The organism is Corallococcus sp. M7 (genome assembly GCF_054512695.1).
Genome location: NZ_CM137252.1, coordinates 489,406 through 515,147, shown reverse-complemented (window position 1 = coordinate 515,147; position 25,742 = coordinate 489,406). Strand labels below are relative to the sequence as shown.

20 protein-coding genes and 1 tRNA gene are annotated in these 25,742 nt (G+C 70.3%); 14 read left to right on the top strand and 7 right to left on the bottom strand.

The features are described from left to right. Nucleotides 1–40: 40 nt before the first annotated feature. The 7 genes from glgX to ACX114_RS02110 all read left to right on the top strand — a co-directional run bounded on the left by glgX (nucleotide 41) and on the right by ACX114_RS02110 (nucleotide 9,883). Nucleotides 41–2,191 (top strand): glycogen debranching protein GlgX, encoded by a 2,151-nt coding sequence (glgX, locus tag ACX114_RS02140; RefSeq protein WP_459294196.1) that lies wholly within the window; start codon nucleotides 41–43, stop codon nucleotides 2,189–2,191. A 41-nt stretch (nucleotides 2,192–2,232) separates the two neighbouring features. Further along, a complete protein-coding gene (locus tag ACX114_RS02135) occupies nucleotides 2,233–2,898 on the top strand; it encodes a class I SAM-dependent methyltransferase (protein WP_459294194.1) in 666 nt (221 codons plus the stop codon). A 239-nt stretch (nucleotides 2,899–3,137) separates the two neighbouring features. Next, nucleotides 3,138–3,207, top strand: a tRNA-Asp gene (locus ACX114_RS02130). Between the two features lie 267 nt (nucleotides 3,208–3,474). Further along, entirely contained in the window at nucleotides 3,475–4,599 is a 1,125-nt protein-coding gene (locus tag ACX114_RS02125) for a slipin family protein (RefSeq protein ID WP_459294192.1), read from the top strand. Between the two features lie 112 nt (nucleotides 4,600–4,711). Continuing rightward, a complete protein-coding gene (locus tag ACX114_RS02120; protein ID WP_459294190.1) occupies nucleotides 4,712–7,216 on the top strand; it encodes a VIT domain-containing protein in 2,505 nt (834 codons plus the stop codon). Nucleotides 7,217–7,317: 101 nt separating this feature from the next. Further along, on the top strand, nucleotides 7,318–9,132 hold the full coding sequence (locus tag ACX114_RS02115) for an acyl-CoA dehydrogenase (protein WP_459294188.1): 1,815 nt from the start codon (nucleotides 7,318–7,320) through the stop codon (nucleotides 9,130–9,132). Between the two features lie 148 nt (nucleotides 9,133–9,280). Next, nucleotides 9,281–9,883: a glutathione S-transferase family protein gene (locus ACX114_RS02110; protein WP_459294186.1), complete on the top strand. Its 603-nt coding sequence runs from the start codon at nucleotides 9,281–9,283 to the stop codon at nucleotides 9,881–9,883. Between the two features lie 8 nt (nucleotides 9,884–9,891). Here the strand turns inward: ACX114_RS02110 and ACX114_RS02105 are convergent, their stop codons facing one another. Further along, complete coding sequence (locus ACX114_RS02105) at nucleotides 9,892–10,815, bottom strand: hypothetical protein (protein WP_459294184.1); 924 nt, start codon at nucleotides 10,813–10,815, stop codon at nucleotides 9,892–9,894. Nucleotides 10,816–10,939: 124 nt separating this feature from the next. Here ACX114_RS02105 and ACX114_RS02100 point away from each other — a divergent pair, with 124 nt between their 5' ends. Continuing rightward, complete coding sequence (locus tag ACX114_RS02100; RefSeq protein WP_459294182.1) at nucleotides 10,940–12,610, top strand: ligand-binding sensor domain-containing protein; 1,671 nt, start codon at nucleotides 10,940–10,942, stop codon at nucleotides 12,608–12,610. A gap of 62 nt (nucleotides 12,611–12,672) precedes the next feature. Next, nucleotides 12,673–12,993, top strand: a complete 321-nt coding sequence (locus tag ACX114_RS02095) for a hypothetical protein (protein ID WP_459294180.1) — start codon at nucleotides 12,673–12,675, stop codon at nucleotides 12,991–12,993. Nucleotides 12,994–13,014: 21 nt separating this feature from the next. Here ACX114_RS02095 and ACX114_RS02090 read toward each other — a convergent pair whose 3' ends face one another. Next, the gene (locus tag ACX114_RS02090; protein ID WP_459294178.1) at nucleotides 13,015–14,118 is read right to left on the bottom strand and encodes a putative NPN-dependent ornithine cyclodeaminase; all 1,104 of its coding nucleotides are present in this window, start codon (nucleotides 14,116–14,118) and stop codon (nucleotides 13,015–13,017) included. A 205-nt stretch (nucleotides 14,119–14,323) separates the two neighbouring features. Between ACX114_RS02090 and ACX114_RS02085 the strand changes: the two genes are divergently transcribed. From ACX114_RS02085 to ACX114_RS02075, 3 genes are all read left to right on the top strand, one after another. Beyond that, nucleotides 14,324–14,638 (top strand): hypothetical protein, encoded by a 315-nt coding sequence (locus ACX114_RS02085; RefSeq protein WP_459294176.1) that lies wholly within the window; start codon nucleotides 14,324–14,326, stop codon nucleotides 14,636–14,638. 237 nt (nucleotides 14,639–14,875) lie between these two features. Beyond that, nucleotides 14,876–15,583, top strand: a complete 708-nt coding sequence (locus tag ACX114_RS02080; RefSeq protein ID WP_459294174.1) for a LysM peptidoglycan-binding domain-containing protein — start codon at nucleotides 14,876–14,878, stop codon at nucleotides 15,581–15,583. 233 nt (nucleotides 15,584–15,816) lie between these two features. Continuing rightward, nucleotides 15,817–16,203, top strand: coding sequence for a response regulator (locus ACX114_RS02075; RefSeq protein ID WP_459294172.1), 387 nt, complete (start codon nucleotides 15,817–15,819; stop codon nucleotides 16,201–16,203). On the opposite strand, the gene ACX114_RS02070 is transcribed toward ACX114_RS02075, so the two are convergent. Then, nucleotides 16,197–18,128: a sensor histidine kinase gene (locus tag ACX114_RS02070; protein ID WP_459294170.1), complete on the bottom strand. Its 1,932-nt coding sequence runs from the start codon at nucleotides 18,126–18,128 to the stop codon at nucleotides 16,197–16,199. The two genes, ACX114_RS02075 and ACX114_RS02070, sit on opposite strands and share 7 nt — an antisense overlap. Nucleotides 18,129–18,251: 123 nt before the next feature. Further along, nucleotides 18,252–18,512 carry a hypothetical protein gene (locus ACX114_RS02065; RefSeq protein ID WP_459294168.1) on the bottom strand — a complete coding sequence of 87 codons (261 nt, stop codon included), beginning with the start codon at nucleotides 18,510–18,512 and terminating at the stop codon, nucleotides 18,252–18,254. Nucleotides 18,513–18,701: 189 nt separating this feature from the next. Between ACX114_RS02065 and ACX114_RS02060 the strand changes: the two genes are divergently transcribed. Next, complete coding sequence (locus tag ACX114_RS02060) at nucleotides 18,702–19,388, top strand: response regulator (protein ID WP_459294166.1); 687 nt, start codon at nucleotides 18,702–18,704, stop codon at nucleotides 19,386–19,388. On the opposite strand, the gene ACX114_RS02055 is transcribed toward ACX114_RS02060, so the two are convergent. From ACX114_RS02055 to ACX114_RS02045, 3 genes are read right to left on the bottom strand one after another with little or no spacing between them, the layout of a single operon-like run. Further along, nucleotides 19,389–22,487 carry a bpX6 domain-containing protein gene (locus tag ACX114_RS02055; protein WP_459294164.1) on the bottom strand — a complete coding sequence of 1,033 codons (3,099 nt, stop codon included), beginning with the start codon at nucleotides 22,485–22,487 and terminating at the stop codon, nucleotides 19,389–19,391. It lies immediately after the preceding gene. Further along, on the bottom strand, nucleotides 22,484–24,301 hold the full coding sequence (locus tag ACX114_RS02050; protein WP_459294162.1) for an LpqB family beta-propeller domain-containing protein: 1,818 nt from the start codon (nucleotides 24,299–24,301) through the stop codon (nucleotides 22,484–22,486). The genes ACX114_RS02055 and ACX114_RS02050 overlap by 4 nt, the downstream gene beginning before the upstream one ends. Next, entirely contained in the window at nucleotides 24,298–24,759 is a 462-nt protein-coding gene (locus ACX114_RS02045) for a bpX5 domain-containing protein (RefSeq protein WP_459294160.1), read from the bottom strand. The genes ACX114_RS02050 and ACX114_RS02045 overlap by 4 nt, the downstream gene beginning before the upstream one ends. 97 nt (nucleotides 24,760–24,856) lie before the next feature. On the opposite strand from ACX114_RS02045, the gene ACX114_RS02040 reads away from it, so the two are divergent. Beyond that, nucleotides 24,857–25,327 (top strand): SRPBCC family protein, encoded by a 471-nt coding sequence (locus ACX114_RS02040; protein WP_459294158.1) that lies wholly within the window; start codon nucleotides 24,857–24,859, stop codon nucleotides 25,325–25,327. Nucleotides 25,328–25,742 lie beyond the last annotated feature (415 nt).

Genomic DNA, 25,742 nt, shown 5'->3' with positions numbered 1-25,742 from the left:
CATTCCGTCGGCAGTTTCCCCACGGAATCGAGTGAGACGCATGAGCGGCAAGCGGGAAGTCTGGCCGGGCAAGCCCTGGCCGCGTGGCGCGACCTTCGACGGCTCTGGCACCAACTTCGCGGTCTACTCGCAGGTGGCCACACGCGTGGAGGTGTGTCTCTTCGACCGGGCGGACCCCACGAAGGAGATTGAACGCTTCGACCTGCCGATGAGCACCGAGTTCGTCTGGCACGGCTACGTGCCGGACCTGGAGCCCGGGACGCTGTACGGCCTGCGCGTGCACGGCCCCTACGAGCCGGAGAAGGGGCACCGCTGCAACCCGCACAAGCTGCTCGTCGACCCCTACGCCAAGGCGCTGTACGGCGAGGTGGACTGGAAGCAGCCGGTGTTCGGCTACCCCCTGGAGCATCCGAAGAAGGACCTGATGCGCGACGAGCGCGACAGCGCGGCCGGCATGCCCAAGGGCGTGGTGGTGAGCGACTTCTTCGACTGGGGCAACGACCGGCGCCTGGACATCCCGTGGCGCAAGACGGTCATCTACGAGGCCCACGTGCGCGGCCTCACCATGCGCCACCCGGGCGTGCCGGAGCACCAGCGCGGCACGTACGCGGGCCTGGGCTCGCCGGCCATCATCGAGCACCTGCAGAAGCTGGGCGTCACCGCGGTGGAGCTGTTGCCGGTGCAGGAGTTCGCGGACGACTCGTTCCTCAACGACAAGGGCCTGTCGAACTTCTGGGGCTACAGCACGCTGAACTACTTCTCCCCGGAGCAGCGCTACGCCAGCCGCAAGACGCCGGGCGGCGCGGTGGCCGAGTTCAAGTCGATGGTGAAGGCGCTGCACGCAGCGGGCATCGAGGTGATCCTCGACGTCGTGTACAACCACACGTGCGAGGGCAACCACCTGGGCCCCACGCTGTCGTTCAAGGGCATCGACAACGCGTCGTACTACTGGACCATGCCGGAGGCGCGGCACTACCTGGACTTCACCGGGTGCGGCAACAGCCTCAATGCCTCCAACCCTCAGACGGCGCGCTTCATCGTGGACAGCTTGCGCTACTGGGTGGAGGAGATGCACGTGGACGGGTTCCGCTTCGACCTGGCCACGGTGCTGGGCCGCATGGGCAAGGGCGGCTACGACCCGAACGCGCCCATCTTCCAGATCATCAACCAGGACCCGGTGCTCTCCCGCGTGAAGCTCATCGCGGAGCCGTGGGACGTGGGGCTCGGCGGCTACCAGGTGGGCGGCTTCCCGGCGCCGTGGCACGAGTGGAACGGCAAGTACCGGGACGCGCTGCGCAAGTACTGGAAGGGCGACGAGAACCAGGCCGCGGAGGTGGGCTACCGGCTCACGGGCAGCGCGGACCTGTTCGCGGCGGCGCGCCGGCGTCCGCAGGCGTCCATCAACTTCGTCACCGCGCATGACGGCTTCACGCTGCACGACCTGGTCACGTACAGCAGCAAGCACAACGAGGCCAACGGCGAGCACAACCGCGACGGCGCGGATGACAACCAGGCGTGGAACTGCGGCGTGGAGGGGGAGACGGACAACAAGGACATCATCTCCCTGCGCGAGCGCCAGAAGCGCAACCTGCTGGCATCGCTGTTCCTGTCCACGGGCGTGCCGATGATCGTCGCGGGCGACGAGATGGGCCGCACGCAGCAGGGCAACAACAACGCCTACTGCCAGGACAACGAGCTGTCGTGGGTGGACTGGAACCTGGACAAGACGCGCCAGGACCTCCTGGAGTTCACGCGCAAGCTCATCCAGTTCCGCCACGGGCAGCCGGTGTTGCAGCGCCGCCGCTTCTTCCAGGGCGAGCACCTGTGGGAGTCCGAGCACAAGGACCTGGCGTGGTTCCGGCCGGACGGCACGGAGATGGGCGCGGAGGACTGGCAGAAGCCCTTCGTGCGCTCGCTGGCGTTCCTCCTGGGCGGCGACGCCATCCCCACGCCGGATGAGCGGGGCCAGCGCGTGAACGGCGACTCGCTGCTGGTGCTGCTCAACGCGCACCACGACACGGTGACCTTCACGGTGCCGCCGCCGGGCGAGGGCGGCGCGTGGCGGCTGGAGCTGTACACGGCGGACGACAAGCGCGGCGACGAGGAGATGAAGCCCGGGAAGTTCGAGATGGCCGGACGGTCGCTCGCGGTGTTCCGCAAGCCTGGACCCGGGTCCAACGGCGTCGCGTGATAGAGCGTGCGCATCCTGTTCACCCGAGGGAGCGCACGACAATGGCGGACGAGGTCGACGGCGGCAGGAGTGAAGAGGCCGCCGTCGCGCGGGTGTACGGGGAGATCGCCTCCGCCTACGAGGTGCTCTACCCGTCCCTGCATCGCTACGGCGACCGCGTGGAGAGATTCCTCGCGGACGTGATGAAGCCGGGGATGCGCGTGCTGGACATGGGCTGTGGCCCGGCGCTGCACACGCGAGGGCTGGACGCGTCCGTGGACGTGGTGGGCCTGGACCTGGCGCCGGAGATGCTGGAGCTGGCGAAGCGCTCACGGCCGTCCGGCACGTGGCGCGTGCACAGCTATACGGATCCGGTGCCGGAGGACCTGGGCACGTTCGATGTCGTGCTGGTGATTGGGTGCCTGGACTTCTGTGACGACCTGCTGCGCGTGATGGAGCACCTGGGCCGGGTGCTGAAGCCGGGCGGACGGATGTTGTTCACGGTGCTGGAGCGCAGGCCCGGGCTGGAGGCGCACGAAGCGCCCACGCGCCAGGTGCGCACGGCGGACACGGACGTGACGCTGCACCTGTACAGCGCGGAGGAGACGGCGCGCGCGGTGGAGGCCGCGGGCCTGCGGGTCCGCGAGTACGTACACGGGCCCGGCTGGGAGCTGATGGCCGAGGAGCGCGTGATGTGGTTCGGCTGGTGGGACGTGACGCGCGGCTGAAGAGAGGCGCCGTCAGGATTTCCGCGCGCCTGCGTCCGGTGGCCTCGTCGGCAGCTTCAGGGGGGCGCACGGGGTTGTCCCGAGGCGTCCGGTTCCATGCGGGGGCGCTTTGCGCCGGGGCATGGGGTTCGGACGTTCCTCACGGCCATCACCGCCCGAGGTTCCTTTCATATCGAAGGCCGTACCGGTCGCACGCCATACCGTGAGGCGCGCATCGAGGCCCTTGGCTGGGCACAACCTGAACTAGCTCAACGGTAGAGCACGAGACGGTCACTCTCGCATTTGAAGGTTCGATTCCTTCGTTCATCGGGACCCCGTCGTTTTTCGCTGGTGTCAACGCGAGTCCACCGCGTCCTCCTCCCCACGCCGCACACTGGCTGGCCGCCAGGGCCTCCGGAGGCTTCCGTGCATCACGCGGAACGCTCCGGTCGCCGTCCGTGACCGGCATCCGGTGCGGAAGCCCGGGAGGCTGAACGCGGATCCGGACGGTCTGTTCGCGCGACGCGCCCGTGGGACGGCGGGGTCCTTTCCCAGCATCCGGGCTGCACTCTTTTCTTGTCGTCGAGGTGACGTGTCATGGGCATCGGTCGGGTGGAAGTGGCGCAGAACGAGCGGCTGTTCGTCGTGGTGAACGGGAAGGCGGAGCAGTACCTGGGGCCGGGCCGGCACTGGGTGGTGCGTCCGTTCCAGACCGTCCGCTTCGAGCGCGTGCCGCTGGAGCCACCGGTCACCCGGCTGGATGAAGCCAAGCTCGCGTTGGTGCCGGAGAAGGACCTCCAGGTGGTGGAGCTGGGCGCGGACGAGCGCGCGGTGGTCTTCCATCACGGCCAGCCGGTGCGGTGGCTGGGACGGGGCCAGCACCAGGTGTGGACGGCGCAGCGGCTGCCCGGTCGTACCGGTCGGCCCGAGACGCCGACCGTGCGGGTGGAGCGCGTGGACGTGTCCGGGGTGGCGACGGAGCCCCCGCGGGACGAGGTGCGCGCGCTGATTCCGGCCAGCGACTACGTGGAGACCACGGCCACGGAGGGCACGGTGGCGCTGCGGTACGTGAACGGCGTGCTGGACGCCGTCCTGCCGCCGGGCCGTCACGCGGCGTGGACGGTCGCGAACAAGGTGCAGTTCGCGGTCATCGACCTGCGCGAGAAGCTGCTCCATGTCACCGGCCAGGAGGTGATGACGAAGGACCGCGTGACGCTGCGGCTCAACCTGTCCGCAGCGTACCGGGTGGTGGACGCGCGGCGGCTGGCGGTGGTGGCGCGGGCGCCGGATGAAATCCTCTACCTGGCGATGCAGCTCGCGGCGCGAGAGGCCGTGTCCACGCGCACGCTGGACGAGCTGCTGGCCGCGCGCGAGGCCGTGTCCACGGAGCTGTACGCGCAGGTGAAGTCGGGGGCGGAGGGCGTGGGCCTGGAGCTGCTGCGCTTCGGCATCAAGGACGTGGTGCTGCCGAAGGAGATGAAGGACCTGCTCAACCGGGTCATCCAGGCGCAGAAGGAGGCGGAGGCCAACGTCATCCTGCGGCGCGAGGAGACGGCGGCGACGCGTTCCATGGCGCAGACGGCGAAGGTGCTCGCGGAGAACCCGCTGCTCGTGCGCCTCAAGGAGCTGGAGGCGTACAAGGACCTGGCCGCGAAGGTGGGTCAGGTGCACCTCGTGCTCGGTGAGGGCGCGGTGCCCACGCTGCAGCTCAAGGGCGGCTGACACACGGCCGTGTGGCTTCACAGCCACACGGCCTGCTTCTTCAGAGGGGAACAGGGGTTGGCCCGGGGGCTGCAATGTCCCCGGGCACACCCTGAAACCAAGGTTCCCGACCATGCGAGTCCTGCTCGCCGCGCTCTTCGTCTGTCTTCTGGCCGCCCCGGCCTCCGCCCAGCAACCCTGCCCTCCGGCCGCTTCGCCCACCGCGGGCGTCGCCCAGGGCACCCTGGTGGCCCGCTTTCGTGCGCAGCCCGACGCCGCGTGCCCGGACACCGAACCTCGCACCTTCAGCCTCAAGCAGACGCAGGTGGACGCGGAGGTCAGCGGGTTCCTCGCCTCCGTCACCGTGACGCAGGTGTTCGAGAACCCCTACTCCGCGCCCCTCGAAGCGCTCTACGTCTTCCCGCTGCCGGAGCTGGCCGCCGTGGATGGCATGGAGATGCACATCGGCGAGCGCGTCATCACCGGCGTCATCCAGACCCGTGAGCAGGCCCGCGACACCTACGAGCGTGCCAAGGCCGAGGGCAAGACGGCCGCGCTGCTCGACCAGGAGCGCCCCAATATCTTCACCCAGTCCGTCGCCAACATCCTCCCCGGTGAGACCATCCGCGTGCGCATCCACTACGTGGAGCGCCTCACCTACGACGCCGGCACCTACCGCTTCAGCTTCCCCATGGTCGTCGCCCCCCGCTACATCGGCGGCGAACCGCTGCCCACGCGCCAGGGCGAAGGCGTGGAGCCCGACACCACCTCCGTCCCCGACGCGAGCCGCATCACGCCCCCGGTCCTCACCGACACGCGCAGCGGCCATGACATCCAGCTCACCGTGCGCCTGGACGCGGGCCTCCCGGTCCACTCGCTGCGCTCCACCACCCACCGCGTGGACGTGAAGCGCGACGGACAGTCCCGCGCCACCGTCAGCCTGGGCCGCGATGACCGCATCCCCAACAAGGACTTCGTCCTGGAATACGTCGTCGCCGACGCGCTCATCCGCCCCGCCGTCCTCATGCACCGCGACCCCGGCGCGGACCACGGCTACTTCCTGGTGATGCTCAACCCGCAGCTGTCCCCCACCCAGCGGGAAATCGTCCCGCGCGAGCTCTACATGGTGCTCGACACGTCCTGCTCGCAGTCCGGTCTGGCCATCGAGAAGTCCAAGGCCATCACGAAGGAGGTGCTCACCCACCTGATGCCCGAGGACACCTTCCAGGTCCTCAACTTCGACACGCAGGTGACCAAGTTCGCGCCCACCGCCGTCCCCGCCACGCCGGAGAACATCCAGAACGCCCTGCCCTACGTCGCCAACTTCTGGGGCGGTGGCGGCACCGACGTGAACATCGCTGCCCGCGAAGCCATGGTCCCCGCCAACGACCCCGCCCGCCTGCGCATGGTGCTCTTCATGACGGACGGCCTCATCGGTGGTGACGAGCAGGTCCTCTCCACGCTCCAGCAGCACCTGCGTGAAGAGACGCGCATCTTCTCCGCCGGCGTGGGCTCCAGCACCAACCGCTACCTCATCACCAAGATGGGTGAGCTGGGCCGCGGCGCCTCCACCCTCGTCAACCTCAACCGCCCGGAGGAGGACGTCGCCCGCGAGTTCGAGCAGCGCATGCGCGGCCCCGTCCTCACCTCCGTCAACGTGGACACGGAAGGCCTGCCCGTCAGCGACGTGTACCCGAAGTCCGTGCCGGACCTCTTCGCCGGCCAGCCGCTGTTCCTCGTGGGCAAGTTCACCGGCACCGGTGACGGCGTCCTCCGCATCTCCGGCCGCGTGCGTGGCCAGGTCCGCCACTTCGACGTGCCCGTGCACTTCCCCGAAGCCGCTCCGGAGCACGACTCGCTCAAGAGCCTCTGGGCCCGCCAGCGCATCGAGGAGCTCACCGTGGAGGGCTACCGTGGCGAGACGCCCGAAGTCATCCAGGGCATCACCGACACCGCGCTCCAGTACCACCTGATGAGCCGCTACACGTCCTTCGTCGCGGTGGAGCAGGTGGCCCGCACGAACCCCGACGGCGAGACGATCCGCGAGATGGTCCCCGTGCAGCTCCCCGACGGCATGGTCGCGGGCGCCCTCAGCCGCGAGGAGATTCCCCCCGGTGACCCCATCATCTCCGTGCGCGCCCCGCGCAACGCCCGCCGCGTCACCGCCTACTTCCCCTTCGGCCTGGTGAAGCCGCTCACGTTCGACAACCTCACCCGTTCGTGGCGCGGCCGGTTCCTCGTGCCGCTGGGTGTCGCGGATGGCTACTACACCGTGTTCATCATCGCGGAGCTGGCGGACGGCCGCGTGGAGCGCAGCGAGGTTCGCTACCGCCTGGACTCCAAGGGCAACGACTTCGACGTCATCCTCTCCCAGAAGGAGCTCGCCCCCGGTGACACGCTGACGCTGGACGTGGACGCGGTGGAGGCCACGCAGGAGGTCAGCGTGTACGGCGACCTCTTCGGCGAGGACCAGCACCTCTTCGACTCGACGGACGGCCTGCGCTTCAACAAGTCGCTCGTCATCCCGGAGGGCACGCCCGCCGGTTCCTACGAGCTGGTGTTCGTCGCCCGCGACGCCGCCGGCAACCGCTTCGAGCGCCGCGAGACGCTGCGCGTCATCCACGCTCGGCGTGACTGACCCGCGAATCAATCTCGGGTACCCTGGCGGTCCGCTTGCGGCCCCGCGCCTTCACCGGCGCGGGGCTGTTTCTTTGGCACCCGGCCGCGAGGAGTCCTTCGATGTCGTCGTCCCTGCACTACACGCCCAACCTCCGCGATATTGAGTTCAACCTCTTCGAGTTCCTGGACATCGGCCACACGTCGCTGGGCAAGGCGCCCTTCGGGGACCTGGACGAGACGGCGGCCCGGCAGACGCTCCAGACGTTCGCGCAGCTGTGCACGCAGGAGCTGGCGAAGAGCTTCGACGAGTCCGAGCACAACCCGCCGAAGCTGGAGAACGGCGAGGTGAAGCTGCCCCCCGGCCTCAAGGCCGCGATGGGCGCCTACTACGACGCGGGCATGCACCTGCTGGAGACGCCCCCGCACCTGGGCGGCCTGGGCGCGCCGCCGTCGCTGGGCTGGGCCGCGTTCGAGCTGCTCCTGGGCTCCAACCCCGCGCTGGCGTTCTTCACGCTGGGCAACCTGCTCGCGCGCGTCATCGACAAGCTGGGCACGGACTCGCAGAAGCAGCGCTTCCTGCCGCACATCCTGGACAAGCGCTGGAGCGGCTCCATGGTGCTGACGGAGCCGGACGCGGGCAGCGACGTGGGCGCCGCGCGCACCAAGGCCCGTCACGTGGACGGCGACGTCTGGGAGATTGAAGGCGTCAAGCGCTTCATCACCAACGGCGAGTCGGACATCGCGGAGAACATCATCCACATGGTGCTCGCGCGTCCGGAAGGCGCGGCGCCGGGCACCAAGGGCCTGTCGCTGTTCGTGGTGCCCAAGTACTGGGTGAACGAGGACGGCAGCCTGGGTGAGCACAACAACGTCGTGTGCACCAAGCTGGAGAAGAAGATGGGCCTGAAGGGGTCCGTCACGTGCGAGTTGACGTTCGGCGACGGCAAGCCCACGCGCGGCCTCTTGCTGGGCGAGGTCCACGACGGCATCCGGCAGATGTTCCACATCATCGAGAACGCGCGCATGGCGGTAGGCCTCAAGTCCATGGCCGCGCTTTCCGCGGGCTACTTCCGCGCGCTGTCGTTCGCGAAGGACCGCGTGCAGGGCAGCGACCTGGGCAAGGCGCGCGACAAGACGGCGCCGCGCGTGAACATCCTCCAGCACCCGGACGTGCGCCGCATGCTGATGGCGCAAAAGGCGCACGCGGAAGGCCTGCGCGCGCTGGCCCTGTTCACCGCGTCCGTGCAGGACCAGGTGGAGCTCCAGGGCGGCCACCGCTCCACCGCGGCGGGCGAGGCGGACGTGCTCAACGACATGCTGCTGCCGCTGGTGAAGGGGTACAGCTCGGAGAAGGCGTACGAGCTGCTGTCCCTGTCGCTCCAGGTGCACGGCGGTTCGGGCTTCCTCACGGACTACCCGGTGGAGCAGTACATCCGGGACCAGAAGATCGACTCGCTCTACGAGGGCACCACGCACATCCAGGCGCTGGACCTGCTGATGCGCAAGGTGGCGCGCGACGGCGGCGCGACGCTGATGGGGCTGCTGGAGCGCGTCCGTGCGACGGCGGATGGCGACGAGGGCGGTCCGGAGCTGAAGACCGAGCGCGCCGCGCTGGGCGAGGCGGTGGGCCACCTGCAGACGCTGCTCGGCACGCTGATGGGCAAGCTGGGCGAGTCCGTCTACCACGTGGGCTTCCAGGGCAACCGCGTGCTGTTCGCGGTGGCGGAGGTCATCATCGGCTGGCTGCTGGTGCGCCACGCGGCCGTGGCGCTGGAACGGATGAAGTCCAACCCCGGCGACAAGGCGTTCTACGGCGGCAAGGTGGCCAGCGCCCGCTGGTACTGCCATGAGGTGCTGCCCGGCATCGCGCACGCGGCGCGCATGGTGGAGAACGGCAACCTGGACCTGATGGAGGTTCCGGAAGAGTCGTTCTAGCGACGCATTGGCGGCGCGCTTCCTGGAGCGCGCCGCCACCCGCGGGTTCTGCCTCGACAGTGCTCGGCATGGCACCGACAATGCCGCGATGCTCACTGTGTATGGCTTTGGCCGCGTCCATTCGAAGGTCGTAGGACTCACGCGCGACTTGCGCGTCCTGTGGGCCCTTGAAGAACTGGAGCTGCCCTACCGGGTGCACGGCGTGGATCATCCCGCGGGGGAAACCCGAGGAGAGGCGTACCAGCGGCTGAACCCGTTCCGTCAGGTGCCGGTGCTCGATGACGACGGCTTCGTGCTTACCGAGACGGGCGCCATCCTGCTGTACCTGGCGGAGAAGACGGGCCAGTTGATGCCCGCGGACCTCCAGGGTCGCGCCCAGGTGACGCGCTGGTGCTTCGCCGCGCTCACCACGGTGGAGCTCCCGCTGTCGCAGATCATCATGATCGACCTGCTCGGCGCCTCCGACCCCACCGGCGAGCAGCGGCGTCCCGGCCTGGTGAAGTACGCCGAGCACCATCTGGCCGCGCTCGAGGACTGGCTGCGGGAGCGTCCGTATGTCGCCGGCGAGGCCTTCACCGTGGCGGACATCCTGATGACCACGGTGCTGCGCGAGGTGCGCAACGCGGGCGTGCTCGAAGGCTTCCCCCGCGTCTCCGCCTATCGAGAGCGCTGTGAGGCGCGGCCCGCCTGGAAGCGGACGCTGGAGGCCTATGAGCAGCGCCTCGGGGTCCCGGCGGGCACTGCTCGCTAGCCGCGCGCTCAGGGCTCCAGGTCGGCGATGGAGAACGTGTAGTCCCCCACGCTGTCGGAGAAGAGAAGCCCGTCGGTGAAGAACAGCTCGACCGTATAACGGCCTTCCGGCATCCCCTGGAGGTCGAACGTCGCGAGCGTCGGTCGTACGTCGTACATCGCCGACTCGTACAGCACCTCGCCCCCGGGGCCGCGCACTCGCATGCCGCAGTGATTGACGGAGGTGCTCACGCTGCAACTCAACCGGTAGGCACGGCCCGCGACGGCGTCCAGCGCGACGACGTCGACATCGCCATAGGGCTCGACCTTCCCCGAGACAGTACCGACGGGCACCACGGGGGCCTCCGTGAGGGTGTCCGCGAACTCGTCCGGCCCCCGGTCCAGCAGCGAGTATTTGTACGAGGGGTCGAAGTAGGTGGAGGCGGCGGAGTTGCTCCGCACGCGGGCGTACACGGTGCCCTCCTGCGTGGCGAGCACGGACGCATGGAAGTGCGTAGGGCCCCCCGTGCCCTCCGAGCCCGCCAACTTGAGCCCGTCCGCTCCGAGGAGCTCGACACGGCAGGACGGGGCGTAGCTGGCGATGAGGCTCTGGCAGCTGAATCGATAGATGCGGCCGGCCGTGACGTGGAACGAGAACAGGTCCACGTCCTCACGGCTGTCCAGGTTCGCGTCCACCCATGGGGAGGAGGGGTCCATGAGCTCCACGGGGGTCGCGGCCTCGAGGTAGTCCCCATGGTCATCCCCCTCGCGCACGTCCCGCCTGCAGGACAGTGCCGCCGGGACGTAGCCCTGGGGGCAGGTGCACACGGCCTCTCCGGAGGACGTCACACACTGGCCCGGACCGCAGTCGGCGTCCTCGCACGAATCGGAATCACAAGCGCAGAGGATGGCGAGCGCGAGCGCCGTCGCCAGGGAAGAAGCAGAACGCAGCATGTCGTGGACTCCCACGGAGGCCCGGCCCCAATCCCCCCCGCTCGACCATATCAACCGGGCCGCCGCGGGTGCGGCTCCGGGGACACACACCGGGCTGGCCCGGGGTTCGCAATAGGGGTGGCGCATGATGCTCTCCACCCTCACCGCCCTGGCCCTGGCCTCCACCGTCACCAACACCGAGACCGTGCACGACCTGAAGCCGTTCAGCGGCCACGTCGTCGCGTGCACCGAAGGCGGCCTGGAGCTGTTCACGCCCGCTGGCCGCCCGGTGCGCGTGCTCACGGTGGAGGACGGGCTCCCCAGCCATTACTGCCGCGCGCTGGAGTCCACGGGTGACCGGCTCTTCGTCGCCACGGATGAAGGGCTCGTGTCGCTGGATGCCCGCTTCCAGGTGACGCCGGTGCTGGACGTGCGCTGGCAGGCCCTGCCTCCCGCCGAGGACGCGAGCACGCCGGACTACGTGAGCCGGCTGGAGTCACTGGCCTCCGTGCTGGCGCCGAATGCCACGTACACGGCGTTCTCTCCGCGCTTCGCGGGCACGGCGGAGGGGCGGCTGTTCGAACTGGGCACCGAGCGCGCGTGGTCCCTGCCGGGACCGGTGCGCTTCATCTCCGACACGCGCGACGGCGTGGACGTGGGCACCACCGAGGGCGCGTTCTCCATCAGCGCCAGTGGCCGGCTCTCCGCGCTGCGCGACGTGCCCACCGGGCCGCTGTCCTTCACCGTGACGGAGCAGGGCGTGCGCATCGTGGGCAGTCACGGCGAGGTGCACGCGTGGGAGACGGAGTCCGTGCCGCTCCAGGCCGTGAGCGTTCCCAAGGGTGCCACCGTGTTGAGCACGGAGTGGGCGGGCACGCGGACCTCCGGCGTGTTCAAGCTTGGACCCAAGGGGTGGCGCCGCGTCACGCCCACCGGGCAGCTCTGCGGCAATCACATCACCGCGCTCGCCCGGCATCAGGGGCGGCTGGTGGTGGGCACGTTCGACCGGGGCGCATGCATCCAGCGCGAGGACGGCCGGTGGCAGACCGTCCGCGCGCCCTCGCTGCCCAGCGACCAGGTGCTGGGCATCAGCAGCGACGGACCGAACCTCTACGTCGCCACCACGTATGGCCTGGGATTCCATGACGGGAAGACGTGGACGCAGATTGCCTACGGGGCTCGCAACCCCGTGAAGCTGGGGAAGCTGTCCGTGCTCAACGTGTCCCAGATGGATGACGGAGTCGCGCTGGTCGACGGCCGGGGCGTGTCCCTGGTCACTCCCGGCACCGCGCCTCTGTCGCTCGTGAAGCGGCTGCCGCTGCCGAAGGAGTGGAGCAAGCACCCTTCCGTGGGGGAAGCCTCGGGCCGCTTCCTGTGGATGGGCAGTGAGGACCGGGGCCTGCTGCGCTGGGACGGCGCGAAGTGGCAGCGCTTCCACGACGGCCGCGACCTCACCGACAACTGGATCACCGCGCTGTCCACCGACGCGCAGGGGCGCGCCGTCGCGGGCACCTGCCAGGATGGCTTCAGCTACTTCGACGGCGCGAAGTGGACCCGCGTGCGCGCCGCGCCCGGTCTGCCCTCCTCCGCCATCGTCTCCGCCGCGCTCGTGCCCGGTGGCGCGCTGGTGGGCACGCTGCTCGGCGCGTCGTACTTCGACGCGGCCACGGGAGAGACGCGCGCCCTGCCGAAGCTGGCCGACCCGCGCGTCTACGCGGTGCTCCCCGACGGTGACTCCGCCCTCTTCGGCACCGAGGGCGGACTGTCGAGCGCAGCCTGGAAGGCCGTCTCCGCTCCGGCCCTCAGTCAGCGCTGAGGCCCGCTGGCCTCGAAACCCCTTCCGGTGCTCTCATTACGCACCTTCCGAGGAGGGACACGATGTGGATCGTCGAAGAAGACGGCTGGAGTGACCAGGGCGTGCGCATCACGGACGACGCGATGCTCGAACGATTCCGCAAGGTCCTGGAGGAAGAGGGCCCCCTCATCGTGCAGCATTGGTTCTACCGGGGGAGCCGTGGTTCCGAGTTCATGATCTTCACGGTGTTCGACGAACTCATCACCTACATGAAGGAGAAGTCGAAGCCCGGCGATGCCTTCACCCTTTGGTCATTCGAAGCCACCTGCACCCAAGCGCTCATCCTCGCGGACGGCAAGATTCCGGATGAGCGAGGGCGGGTCCCCCAGCGCGGAGCCTATTGATCCGCCTGGGGACGGCCGCGACTACGCCGGCTTCGGCGCCGTGCCTCGCGCGGCCAGTTCGCGCTCCACGTAGAGCCGCAGGATGTGCATGAAGTCCTGCGCGTTCGTGACCACGCCGAAGGCCTGGTGCGTGCCGCGGTCCTTCAGCTTGCTCACCACGAACTCGGACGAGTCCACGCAGATGGTGGGCAGCTCCCGCAGGGAGCCGTCCTTCTCCGTCACGAACGCGGGCAGCATGTTCCCCGTCGCGATGGCGTGCAGCGCCGTGGCCACCAGCACCGCCATCGTCGCCTTCACCGCGTGCCGGCGCATCGCGTCCTGCGCCGCCAGGTTGTCCGTCACCACGTCCGGCAGCGGCCCGTCATCCCGGATGGAGCCCGTCAGCACGAACGGCACGCCGTGCTTCACGCACGCGTGCATGATGCCGTTGGTGATGACGCCCGCCTCCACCGCCTTCGCGATGGAGCCCGCCTGCCGCACCCGGTTGATGGCGCGCATGTGCAGCCCGTGCCCGCCCGACGTCGCCTCGCCCGCGCCGCTCATCCCCAGCGTCGTGCCGTAGATGGACGCCTCGATGTCGTGCACCGCCACCGCGTTGCCCGCGAGCAGCGCCCCCACGAAGCCGTTCTCCACGAACCACGTCATGTCCGTGCGCGCCCGCGAGTGCACCAGCGCCGGCCCCGTCACCCAGATGGGATAGCCGCCCCGCTCGCGCTCCTCCACCAACAGCCGCGCCATGTGCGCGTAGTCGATGGGCTTCTCGCGCGACACCTCGCTCGTCATGAACTTGAACTCGCCCTCCCCGCCCTCTTGCAGGTAGGCCATGTTCACGTAGACGCCTTCGCTGCCGTCCTCCGCCTTCCCCACCACCACCTGCTCGCCCGCGCGCACCCGGCGGCCCTCGCGCACCCAGAGCTCGCCCTGCGCGTCCAGCACCAGCGCGCCGTCCATGCGCGGCTCGCGCGGCATCCGCCACCGCCCGTCCAACCGCACGTACGTGGGCAGGTTCGTCGTGGTGAAGAAGCCCTCCGGCAGCACGCCGTCCGCCGGAGCCGGGGTGAAGCGCGCGTCGGGGAAACCGCTGAACCGCGCCGCCGTGAAGTCGGGATGAGCAATGGTCGTCACCCCGCCACCATGCGCGGGCGCTCCCACCCATTCAAGGACGCCGCGCATCGCCATCCCCTCGGATTGTTTCCCCTTTCATAAGGGCCACCCACCTGGACGCACCCTGTCAAACGCTTCCCCCGCAACCACCGCGCGAATCCCGGGTTCATTTCCTCAAGGACGACGCGCTGGCACTCACGCCCGCGCCCATCGAGGAGGAATCACCATGAAGCGCAACGGACTGGGGATGCTCGCGGCGGTGCTGGGTCTGACGGTGGCGCTGCCGGCCATGGCCGCGGAGGCCGACAAACGCCAGGTGAACCAGCAGCAGCGCATCAACCAAGGCGTGAAGAGCGGCGAGCTCACGGGCCGCGAGGCCGTGCGGCTGGAGCGCCAGCACCGCGCCCTCAACCGCGAAATCCGCCAGGAACGCCGGGACGACGGCCACCTGGACGCCGCCGAGCGCGCCCGCATCGACGCGAAGCAGGACGCCCTCAGCCGCCGCATCGCCCGCCAGAAGCACGACGCCCAGAGCCGCTAAATCCCCCGGAATTACGCACCGCGACAAGGGCCTTCCCGGGCGGCCCCCCGGGGGCCCTGTCGCCGGTGCGGCACTTCCGTGGCCGGGATTCCGCTCCGGGTGCGTCCATTCGCACACATGTGTGCGCCTGGAGTGAAAAGCAGGTGGGGGACGCAACACCGGTTCTCGAACGCCGAGAATGGAAACAATCGCAGCCGGTGACCACTCCGGGTCACTGCTCCCCCAAGGAGCCCCCCCATGAGCAGCTACCGCATCCAGTCTGGTGACACCCTGTCCGCTCTGGCCCAGCGCTACGGCACGTCCGTGGACTCGCTGATGAAGGCCAACCCGCAGATCACCAACAAGGACCTCATCTACGCGGGCAAGACGCTGAACATCCCCGGCTCGCGCGACAGCTTCGAGTCCGGCAGCCAGGGCGTGCGCGGCGGTGGCAACGCCGGCGGCAACAACAGCGGCGCGGGTGACGTGTCGGCGCCTCCGGGCGGCGCGGGTCCGGCCACGCGCGGCCCCGGTGGCAGCCCGTTCGACATCGCGGTGTCGCACCTGGGCAAGAACGCCGGCTCGCTGAAGCTCGAGGGCAGCGGCGTGGGCGCGGACATGGAGGACTGGGTCCCCAACAACGTGAACTGCGCCAACTTCGTCTCCGCGTGCCTGGAGCAGGCCGGGCAGATCAAGGACAGCCAGCACAGCGCGTCCGTGATGACGCTCCAGGCGAACCTGGACCGCGACCCGAACTTCCAGCGCGTCAGCCTGAAGGACGCCAAGCCCGGCGACGTCGTCTCCATGAAGGTGGGCAGCGGCCAGCACGTGGTGATGTTCGCGGGCTGGAAGGACGGCAAGCCCCAGTTCATCGGCTCCAACAACATCAACTCGGACGGCTCGCAGCGCATCAGCTACACGTCGATGAACTACCCCATCATGTCCGTGCACCAGTACCGGGGCTGAACAGACCTGTCGCCTGAAGTCCCCGATGGGGCCTTCGCCTTCCCGCGCTCCTGGCGCCTGGAAGGGGGAGGCCCCATCCGTTTTTTCGCGGGGTTGGCCCTGGCCGCCTGCCCTCCAAGGCCCCCGGAGTGGCGAGGGTTTCACATTGCCAATGGCCTATCGTCCAGGGCTGGACGTTCCCTGGACACGGGGTCTTTCGGACGGAGCCGGACGGGGGGAGGCTCCCGGGTGCCATGCGAAGCCTCATCCTCCTCGTGGAAGACCATGTCGACAGCCGTGAGATGCTGGAGGAGTTCCTCACGCTGGAAGGGTTCGCCGTGGAGGTCGCCGGCAACGGCCTGCACGCCTGGGAGCGCCTGAGGCGCGGCCCCACGCCGGACGTGATGCTGCTGGATTTGATGATGCCGGTGATGAGCGGCTGGGAGCTGATGGAGCGCGTGCAGAAGGAGCCGCGCCTGAAGAACCTGCCCGTCATCGTCGTGTCGGGCGCGGGCGCCACCCGGCCCGTGCCCCAGGGCATCCGGGCGTCCATCCCCAAGCCGCTGGACCTGGACGACCTGATGCGCGCGCTGGAGCCGTTCCGCTCCTCCGCGCAGTCGCAATTAGCCGCCGCCTACTGAGCGGCCGGCGGCGTCGCGGGCTGCGCCTGCTCGCGCGGCAGCAGCACGCGGAAGACGGTGCCCTCCGACGCGCGCGAGCGCACCTCGATGCGGCCCCCGTGGCCCTTCACCACCTGTTCGACGATGTAGAGCCCCAGCCCCAGGCCGCCGTGCGTGTTGCCGCCCGCGCCGCGCCGGAAGGGGTCGAACAGACGGGGCAGCAGGTCCGGCGGGATGGGGTCTCCGCCGTTCTGCACCTCCAGCACCACGTGCGCGTCCGCGTCCGACAGCGTGAAGCGCACGGGGGATTCCGGCGGGCTGTACTGGAGCGCGTTGCCGCCCAGGTTGCTCACCACCTGGAGCAGCCGTCCCGCGTCCCAGGCGCCGTCGTAGCGGCCCGGGCCCACGGTCAGCGTCAGCGAGCGCTCCGGCCACGCCGCCTCCAGCTCCTCCACCGCCTGGCGCACCACCGCGCGCACGTCGCCGGGCACGCGCTCGATGGGGATGCCGCCGCCCAGCCGGCTGCGGGTGAAGTCGAGCAGCTCGGAGATCATCCGCGCCATGCGCTCGCTGGAGCGCGCGATGCGGGACACCGCCTTGCGGTCGCGCTCCTGGAGCGCGTCGCCGTGCAGCAGCTTGGTGACGGACAACTGGATGGCGTTGAGGGGGTTTCGCAGGTCGTGGCTGACGATGGCGATGAGCCGCTCGCCGAACTGCGCCGCCTCCCGCGCCGCTTCTTCCGCGCGGCGGCGCTCGGTGACGTCCACCAGCGTGACGACGCCCGCGACGATGTGGTCGTCCCGGTCGCGCACGGGCGCGCTGGAGCCCAAGAGGTGCGCGGTGGTGCCGTCCGGCCGGCGCACCTGGAGCGGCTCCGCCTGCCGCGTCTCACCGGTGCGCAGCGCGCGGGCCATGGGCCACGCGTCGTCCGCGAGCGGCTGGTTGTCCGCGGTGAACATCTGATGCGACGCCTCGTAGTCCGCCAGGCTGGCGGAAGGGCGGAACGGATGGCCCAACAGCGACTCCAGCGCGCGGTTGCCCAAGAGCAGCCGGCCGCTGGGCGCCTCCGCGATGAGCACGCCCGCGGGGAGCTGATCCAACACCGCCGCCAGCCGCGCGCGCTCCGCCTCGATGGTGGCCAGCAGGCGCTGCCGCTCCGCCTCCGCGTTCCGGCGCTGGGTGATGTCCAGCACCGTGGCGGCGCGGCCCACGCGGCGGCCCGTGGCATCCCGCAGGGACGTCACGTGCACGAACGCGGGGAAGCGGCTGCCGTCGCGGCGCAGGTGCAGCGCTTCGTATTCGTGGAACGGCTTGGAGCTGGCGGCGGCCATGTGCCGGGGCAGCGCGCCGCGCGACTCGGGCGCGACCAGGTCCTCCAGCCGCAGGCCCTTGAGCGCCTCCACGGGCTGCCCGTGCATGCGCGCGAGCGCGGGGTTCGCCGCCACGAACGCGCTGTCCTCCGCGGCCATCACCGCCACGCCCACGCCCAGGTGCGTGAAGATGTCCTCCCAGCGCTGGGAGCTGGACGCGTCCGGGGCGCCCTGCTCGCGCGCCACCTCCGCCGCCTCGCGCGACGCGAGCATCCGCGCCTGGACATGGGCCTCCAGCGCCGAGGCCTCCACCGCGTCCACGGCGTCGTGGAAGCGCTCCACCTGCTCCTCGTCGCCCGGGCCGCCACCGCCGCCCCGCTCCCGCCACAGCCGCAGCACCGTGTCGCGCAGGCGCCGGAAGTTCGTCGTCGTGGGGTGCCCGTCGGAGCCCTGCACCAGCAGCGACAGCTCGCGCGCCAGTGCGTCGGAGACGCGCGCGTCCGGGTTCGACATCCTGGCAGCCACCGCGGACAGCCCGCGCGTGAAGGTGTCGCCAGAGCCCGGGGCTTCGTGGAGCCACGCGTCCTGCAAGACGTCGCGGGACTGGAAGAGGAAGTCGGCCAGGGGCAGGGACACGGTGCGCGGCTCGCGGGGCGAAGGGGGCCTGGGAGGCATCCGGGAAGAAGACGAGGTCTCCCTGCGACTTAGGCTCCTGCTTCCCATGCGACAAGGACCGTCTAAGGACCGGCTGGCGACCTGTCAGGAGGAAGGCGAACGGACCAGCTCCAGCGGCCACAAGGCGGTCAACCGCAGGAGCCCCACGCCCGGCTCCACGCGGTAGCGGACCTGGAAGCCGCAGGCGAGCACCGTCGCCCCCTCCCGCCCCGACGGCGGCACCGGCAGGCACGGCATCCGGCTGGCGAGCGCCCCCAGCTCCGCCTGAAGCCGCTCACGCACCGCGGGCGTACACGCCGTGAGCGTGCGCACCACCGGGGGTTCCAATTGGCAGCGGTAGGCCATGAGCGCCGCCAAGGGTGTACATCTACAGCCCAACTGCAAGATGACAGTGACACGGTGATGTGAGCTGTCGGGCACCGGGCGTCTGGGAGAAACAGTCGCTGGGGCTCACTGTCGGACAGGTGACGCTGGGGCTCCCGTCAGACCCGGGTGCGCTTCAAGAACTTGAGGAAAAACAGGTCGAATCGGGGGATGGCCCTGGGCGTCCACCACCTGCTGCTCGTCGAGGACGATCGGACATGGCGAGAGGGTGTGGGCCGCGCTGCGCGTGAAGCGGGCTTCCTTGTGTCGTCCGTGGCGGATGGCGCGGAGGCATTGGACTGGCTGCGTCATCGTCCGCGCGCGCAGCACCCGGACCTCATCCTGCTGGACCTGGTGTTGCCCCGGGTGGATGGCTGGGAGCTGTACGGCCAGCTGCGCACGGACGCGAGGCTGCGGCACCTGACGGTGATGCTGATGTCCTCCGCGAGCGGTACGCCGGACGTGCCGCTGCACGGGGTGGTGGGCTTCCTGCACAAGCCGCCGCAGCCGGAGGCGCTGGTGCGGTCGCTGGCGGAACGGCTGCGCGAGCTGCCCGAACGTCCGAAGGAACCGCCGCGCGTTCCGTACTCGCTGCGGCTGACGGACGAGTCGCTCTACGCGCTGCACGCCCTGCCGGGTCCGGTCCGTCACGCCGTGCGCGTGCACCTGCTGCGCGCCGCGGAGCTGGCCGCCTCGGAGCTGCCCCTGGCGTCGTCGTGGCTGATGGCGCTGCACAGCGAGCAGCCGTCGCTGCTGGTGACGGTGGAGGGCGTGCGCGTGGTGCTGGAGGTGGACGACACCGGCTGCGCGCTGACGGCGAGCATCGTCATCGTGCCCAGCCACCTGCGCTGCGCCTGATCACACCACCGGCACGCGGTGGACCTCGCCGGAGTGCAGGTCCAGCCACACCACGCGCCCGTGCAGGTCGTGGACGACGCACCAGTCCTCCGTGAGACGCACGACTTGAGGCGGGGTGCCGGAGAACTCCACCGTCGCGCGGGCGTGGTCGGCGACGGTGCGCAGGACGGCCGTGTGCAGCTCGCCCTTCTGGAAGCGCGTCACGCGCCAGGAGTGCGCGAGCACCTCGCCCACGCGCTCCGCGTCCGGCCGGGCCGGGCGGTGGAAGCGCCGCGAGAGGGTGGGGGCCACGTAGTAGGGCAAGGGTCCGGGCTCCTCGCCTTCGGGGACCTCGATGCGCACGCCCATCGCCTCGCCGTCGGGCGTGAGCGAGAGCGCGTCCGGCGCCCCCCTCAGGTCCTTCATGTCCACGCGCCCGCGCAGGACCGGGCCGCCCGACAGTTCGTAGGCCCAGCGCTCCAGCCGTTCGAAGCCCTGGTCCGGGGTGAGGTGCAGGACGAGGAACGACAGGTGCTTCGCGTCCACGGCCATCCGGAGCACGGTGCCGCCCACCTCCGACACGCGCCACAGCGAGCGCGGCTCCGAGGCCAGCGTGTCCACCATGCTCACGGTGTCGCGCGTGGCGGTGAACCACCGCTCCCCGTCGTAGATGGGAGCCCACGCGTCCAGCTCCAGATCGCACCAGCGCGTGGCCCTGCGCTCCACCAGGTCCAGCCGCGACACGCGCCACAGGTCGCCCCGGCGCGCCAGCGCGAGCGCGCGGTTTCCCTGCGAGGACAGGACCAGGGAGAACGCCGGCACGTCGAAGCCCGCGAGCGTGCGGCCATCCGGTCCCACCAGCCGCGCGCCCGCTTCCCCCAGCGCGAGCAGCACGCGCTGACCCGGCAGCACCACGGCGTCATGCACGGCGTGGGCGCCCGCGTGGCCGCGGTCCATCCACACGCGCACGTGAGGCAGGTCGTGCGTTTCGGCCCAGGGGTGCCGCTGGGAGGCCCGCGGCGTCGGCAGGTCCGTGCGCAGCGCGGCCAGCGCCGGATCCTTGAGCGCGTGCAGTTGCTGGAGGAGCCGGGCGTTGGAGGGGAGCTCCTCCACCGCCTCGTCGCGCATCAGCGAGCGCACGGTGGGGACGAGGAGCGCGCTCCGGGCATCGGAGGTCTCCGCGCGCAGCAGCTCCGTGGCGAAGGTCAGGCGCTCCGGAGCGCGCGTCGGCGTTTCGTCCGACAACAGGGTCTGGATGTCCTCGCGCGCGGCGCCGAAGCCCTCCGGGAATTCGAGCGCGAGGCGCGCCAGGAGCTTCGCGCTGCCCGTGTCTCCGGCCTGGATGCCCCGCTCCACCCAGGCGCGTGCGAGGTGGCGCGCGGACACCACGGGCCACACGGCGTCCACCGCGCGCAACCAGTCTCCGGCCTCCGCGAGCGACTCCGCCCACAAGAGGCGCAGGGCCTGCGCTTCGGCGGGATGGGTCTTCTCCAGGCGCAGCACCGCGTCCGCGAACACGCCCGAGCGCCGTGCGATGGCCACCGCGCGCTCCACGTCCTTCGCGAGGAACCACTGGCGCACCACGAGTCCTGGCGGAAGGTTGCGCCCTTCCGCGAGCTCCGCCGCGAGTTGGAAGCGGCCGTGGCGCTCCAGGAAGGACACGGCCTCCTCGGTCGCTTCCAGCAGCTCCGCGAGGACGAAGGCGGCCTCGTCGATGCGGCCTTCGCGCTCCAGGCGGCGGAAGGTCTCGCGGTAGCGCTCGCGCAGTGCTTCGAACACGGCGGGGCCTCCGCCGAACGACTGCGCGGCACCGCTACGGCCCTGGGGTTGGATGCGCAGCGTCTCGCGCGGGCCGGGTACACCGAGAGCGAGCTTCGCGCGTGCATCCATGTCCTTGCCCAGGGGAATGGCGTGGCGCAGGGCCTCGTCGAGGTTGCCCTGTTCGAAGAGTTCGAAGAGGTGGCGCAGGTAGTCGCCCTTGCGCCGTCCCACGAGCTGCCCCAGGGGCGTGTTGCGAAGCATCCACTCCTTGAGCTGCTCGATCGCGCCCGGGCCTTCGGGTTCGGAGGGATGCGTGTGGGTGATGGAGTCCTGTGAGGCTTTGGCGGTGTCACCTCCGCGCATCCCGGCGAGGAGCCGTGAGAACCAACCGGCCCGTGCACCAGGGCCCGTAGCGGAGGCGTGAGCCGTGTCCGAGGAGAAGGCGCTCCGCAGACGGTCGAGCCATCCCGCGCGACTCGGGCCCAACGCGTTGCCCGGTGTGCCTTGCGGCTCCGTGCGGAAGGCCTGGAGCAACCGTGCGAAGAATCCCTCACGCTGCACGGTCACCGAGCCATCGCGCGAGCCTTCCGGCCCTGGGCGGAAGGCCTGGCGCAGGCGCGCGAGCAGGCCTTCGCGATGGGCAGTCACCGCGCCATCGCGCGAGCCAGTTGGCTGCGAACGGAAGGCCTTCCGCAGGCGCGCGAGCAGGCCTTCGTGACGGACGGTCAGCACTGCTTCGCCGGGCCTCCGCGAGAAGGCCTTCCGCAGGTGCGCGAAGAAGCCCTCTCGCACGACCGGGACCTCATGCCCCGCCATGCGCGCCAGCATGCGCTCCGCTTCGGGCGCGAGCGCGGGCACCTTCGGTCCGAACGTCGCGCGCGTGGGCGGAGGCAGCGGCTCCAGCGCGACCTTCATGGGCGGAGGCGGTGCACCCAGTCCCTTCACCCGCACGCGCCGCCATTCCGAGACGTCCAACCACGTCCCCGGATCCACCTGACGCAGGTCCCAGGGCTTGTACACGCGTGCGATGCCCTCGTGCACCAGCACGACGGCTCCCGGCGGCGGCTCCAATCGCTCGCGCTCCTTCGGACTCAGCGGCGCGCTGGTGAGCACTCCGGACTCCAGCACCAGCGGCAGCCCGGGCGCGGACTCCACCGCGCTCTTGCACGGTGTCGCCAGCTTCAGCAGGTGGCCTCCCGCCAGCGCCCAGACCGTGGCGCCGGGCCTCCAGGCCGCCAGCACGCGACGGCGTGCCTCGGCTTCTCCCAGCAGCCCGGGATGGAACCACCAGGCCGCCGCCACCACGGTGCCCCGGTGCACCTGGGCGCGAGGACGCACCACTCCGGCCGCGGTGCTCACGACGTGGCCTCCGGGACGGAGCGGTACAACACCGCCTGCTCCATCAGGTCCCACAACACGAACTCCCCCGCCTGCGTCAGCCATCCCAACACCGGCTGCCCATGGCTCGCCGCGGCCTGCACCACGGGGCCACTGGCCACCACGAGCGTCCGGGACGCCTGGGTCGAGAAGAAAGAGAGGGTGCGTTGATCCGGGTTCAACACGACCAGTCCAGGCAGGGACGGAGCAGGCGGCTGCACCACGCCCACCACGCGGTGCTTCTCTGGCACGGTGACGACCGACACACCGGTGTCCAGGAACAGCCGCCAGTCCAACTCACTGTCACGCACCGCGAGCAGCCCCGCCTCAGGATGCGCCCCCGACGGCGAATATCCGAAGTACGCATCCCCGTGCCGCGCGTTGAGCGGACCGAATCGCGCGGGCTCCTCGCCCAGCACCTTGAGCCGCGAGATGATCGCGCGCCCCGCTCCCAGTCGCTGGGGGCGCAGCACGCAAAGCGGGCGTGAGTGCACCTCCGCCATCGCGGAGACGCCCATCTCCTCCAGGCTCAGCGCCGAGGTCCCTCCCGGCGACGGTGGCGCCAGCGAGAACAACCGGTCCTCGCCGTCCTTCAACCACAGGTGCTCCTGTCCACGCGGGTCCAACCAGCTCACGAGGCTCAACGGAAGCCCCCCCGACGCGAGGTATGGTTGTTGGCCGTCATCCGCTGCGTGGTAGCGCGCCTTCCGCAATCCCCCCGGCGTGTGGACCTGCCCGTGCATCACGTAGCCGTCCCGGTGACTGGCGAGCACGAGCAACCCACCCGACGAGCGCCACCCCGCCGCGATCACCTTCTGTCCTGGATGCACTTGGATGCGCCGGGGCTTGGGCACGGTCGCGCGCGGAGAATGTGGCACCGCCATGGCTTCGACGGCGCCACTCTCGGAGAACAGCAGCACGCGCCGGCCATCTCCGGAGAAGGAGAACTTCACGATGCGCCGGTCGGCCTTGCGCGGCATCCACCCGGAAGCCGGCGGATGGGAAGCAAAGGGATTGCGCAGCAGGCGCAGGCAATCCTCCGGGGGCGGAAGCTCCAGCACCACCGATCGGGGAACACGGGCCGCGGGCCGCACGTCCACGCTGAGCCGGTGCGCGCCGGGCTCCATCGGCTCGGAGACCTCCACGCGGGACATCCCCTCCGCGCCCTCCAGTCGCCCCAGGCGCGACGAGCCCACGAGCCACACGTCCTCGGGAGCATGTGAGAGGTCCAGGGCCTCGCGCCACGCGGCCAGGTGCCGCGAGGAGGCGGGCGTGGAGGAGCGGGCGTTGAGCCACGCGAGGAGCGACGTGCCTCCCAGGCCCTCATGGGTGGCGCGGGAGGGCTCGGTCTGGAGCGCGCCCCAGGTGAACGCCGCGCCCACGGCTTCGGCGCGGCGCGCGAGCACGACCAGGAGCGCGAGGTGCGCGATGCGCGGCAGGCCCAGTTGATCCGGCCCCACGTCCAGCAACACCACGGTGCGCCGAGCCCCCTGCGGCTGCCGGAACGCGGGCTTGAGGAATGACAGCTCACCGAACGCCGCGCGGCGCACCAGCTCTTCCGGAGCCTCCAGTGCCCAGAGCCACTCGCTGACGAGCAGCCGGTCGAAGGGCCCTCGTCGGGAGAGCCCGTCATAGCCCTGGGGCTCACCGCCCTCGGCCTCACCGCGAGGCCGCAGCGTCCCGACCGCCGCGGACAGCCGCGCCACGTGCGGCCCCAGGTGCCGCGCCAGGTCTTCAGGGAAGAGGGACAACTGCGCCGCCCAGGGGCGCAGCGCGGGAGGCAGCGCGGTCGTCACGAAGTGGCCTCCACGGCCATGGAAGACAGCCACGCGCTCAGCGAGACGCGCGCGACAGGCTTGGCCGCCGCGACGGAGACGAGCATCCCGGATGCAGGCAGCACCGCGAGCGGCGCATCCCCCTGCCCCGCGAGCAGCGCACGCTCCAGCAGCGAAGGCGCCACCTCCGGCTCCAGCGAGCAAGGCAGCAGCAGCGCGGGCGCCAGCGGGTCACGGCCCAGGTACACCGCGCCATCCACCCAGGGCAGCGAAGCAGCAGTCCCCAGCAGCACGAGCACGTCCGGACCCGCGACACCGTTCCACGATGCGAGCACCGAGTCCTCCGCCCGCGAAGCCCGGTGTCCCAGCGCGAGCGCCACGGGACCCACGCCGGCCACGGCCACGGGCTCCAGGGGCAGGGCCCGGGGGCGCCAGCGCACGGGGAGCCCCGCGACGGCTGGTTCCGATGGCGGCCTCATCACACCGTTGCTCACTCCCGCACTCTAACGAAGGGGCGTGAGCGCCAACAGAGCATCTCGCTGTACAGCGCCAGAGCCCCTGCCCATGCTCCCGAGCATGAGCACGACCCGGATCCGCTACCACGTGAAGGCGCCCCGTTCGCGCGTCTACAGCGCCCTGATTGACGCCCGAGCGGTCCAGACGTGGATGGTGCCCGACGGCATGACGAGTCAGGTGCACGTCTTCGAACCGCGCGAGGGCGGAGCGTTCCGAATCTCGCTCACCTACGACGCGCCCACGGAGAACGGAAAGACGACCGCGCAAACGGACACGCATCACGGCCGCTTCGTGAAGCTCGTGCCAGACGAACAGGTCATCGAAACCACCGAGTTCGAGACCTCCGACCCCGCGCTTCAAGGCGAGATGCGCATCACCTTCACGCTCAGCGACGCGCAGGACGGAGGCACCAACGTCGACGCCGTGCACGAAGGACTCCCGCCCGGCGTGCCCCCGGCCGACAACGAACTCGGCTGGCGGATGTCCCTGGAGAAGCTCGCGAAGTACGTCGAACAGACTCCGTCAGCGTAATGGCAGGGCACGTGAACAAGATATGGAGGACGCATTGCAACGCCCTGGGCGACTGAAACGTCTGGTGATGGGCCTCGGTGTGCTCGCCGTGTCGCAATCCCCGCTCGCATCCGCAGACCCGCCTCTGACGAAAACGCCGGGCTGCACCTGAGGCATCCCCTCATCTGAATCAGATAAGTCCGAAGAAGCGACCTGAGCCCAAGCCCGGAACCGTGATCCTCGACGGCTCGGCCGCGGCGGCGTTCATCGTCGACGCTTTCCGATGCCCCCTCCACCTGGCCGGCCTCGCGCGGCAACCCATTGAAATCACTGGGTGCACGGATCGCTCCCATGGAAACTCACGCCCAGAGCCGTCAAGCGGCTAGATCGCCTCAAGAATGAGGCGCTAAAGGCCCGATTCGGCCCTTGGCTGAAA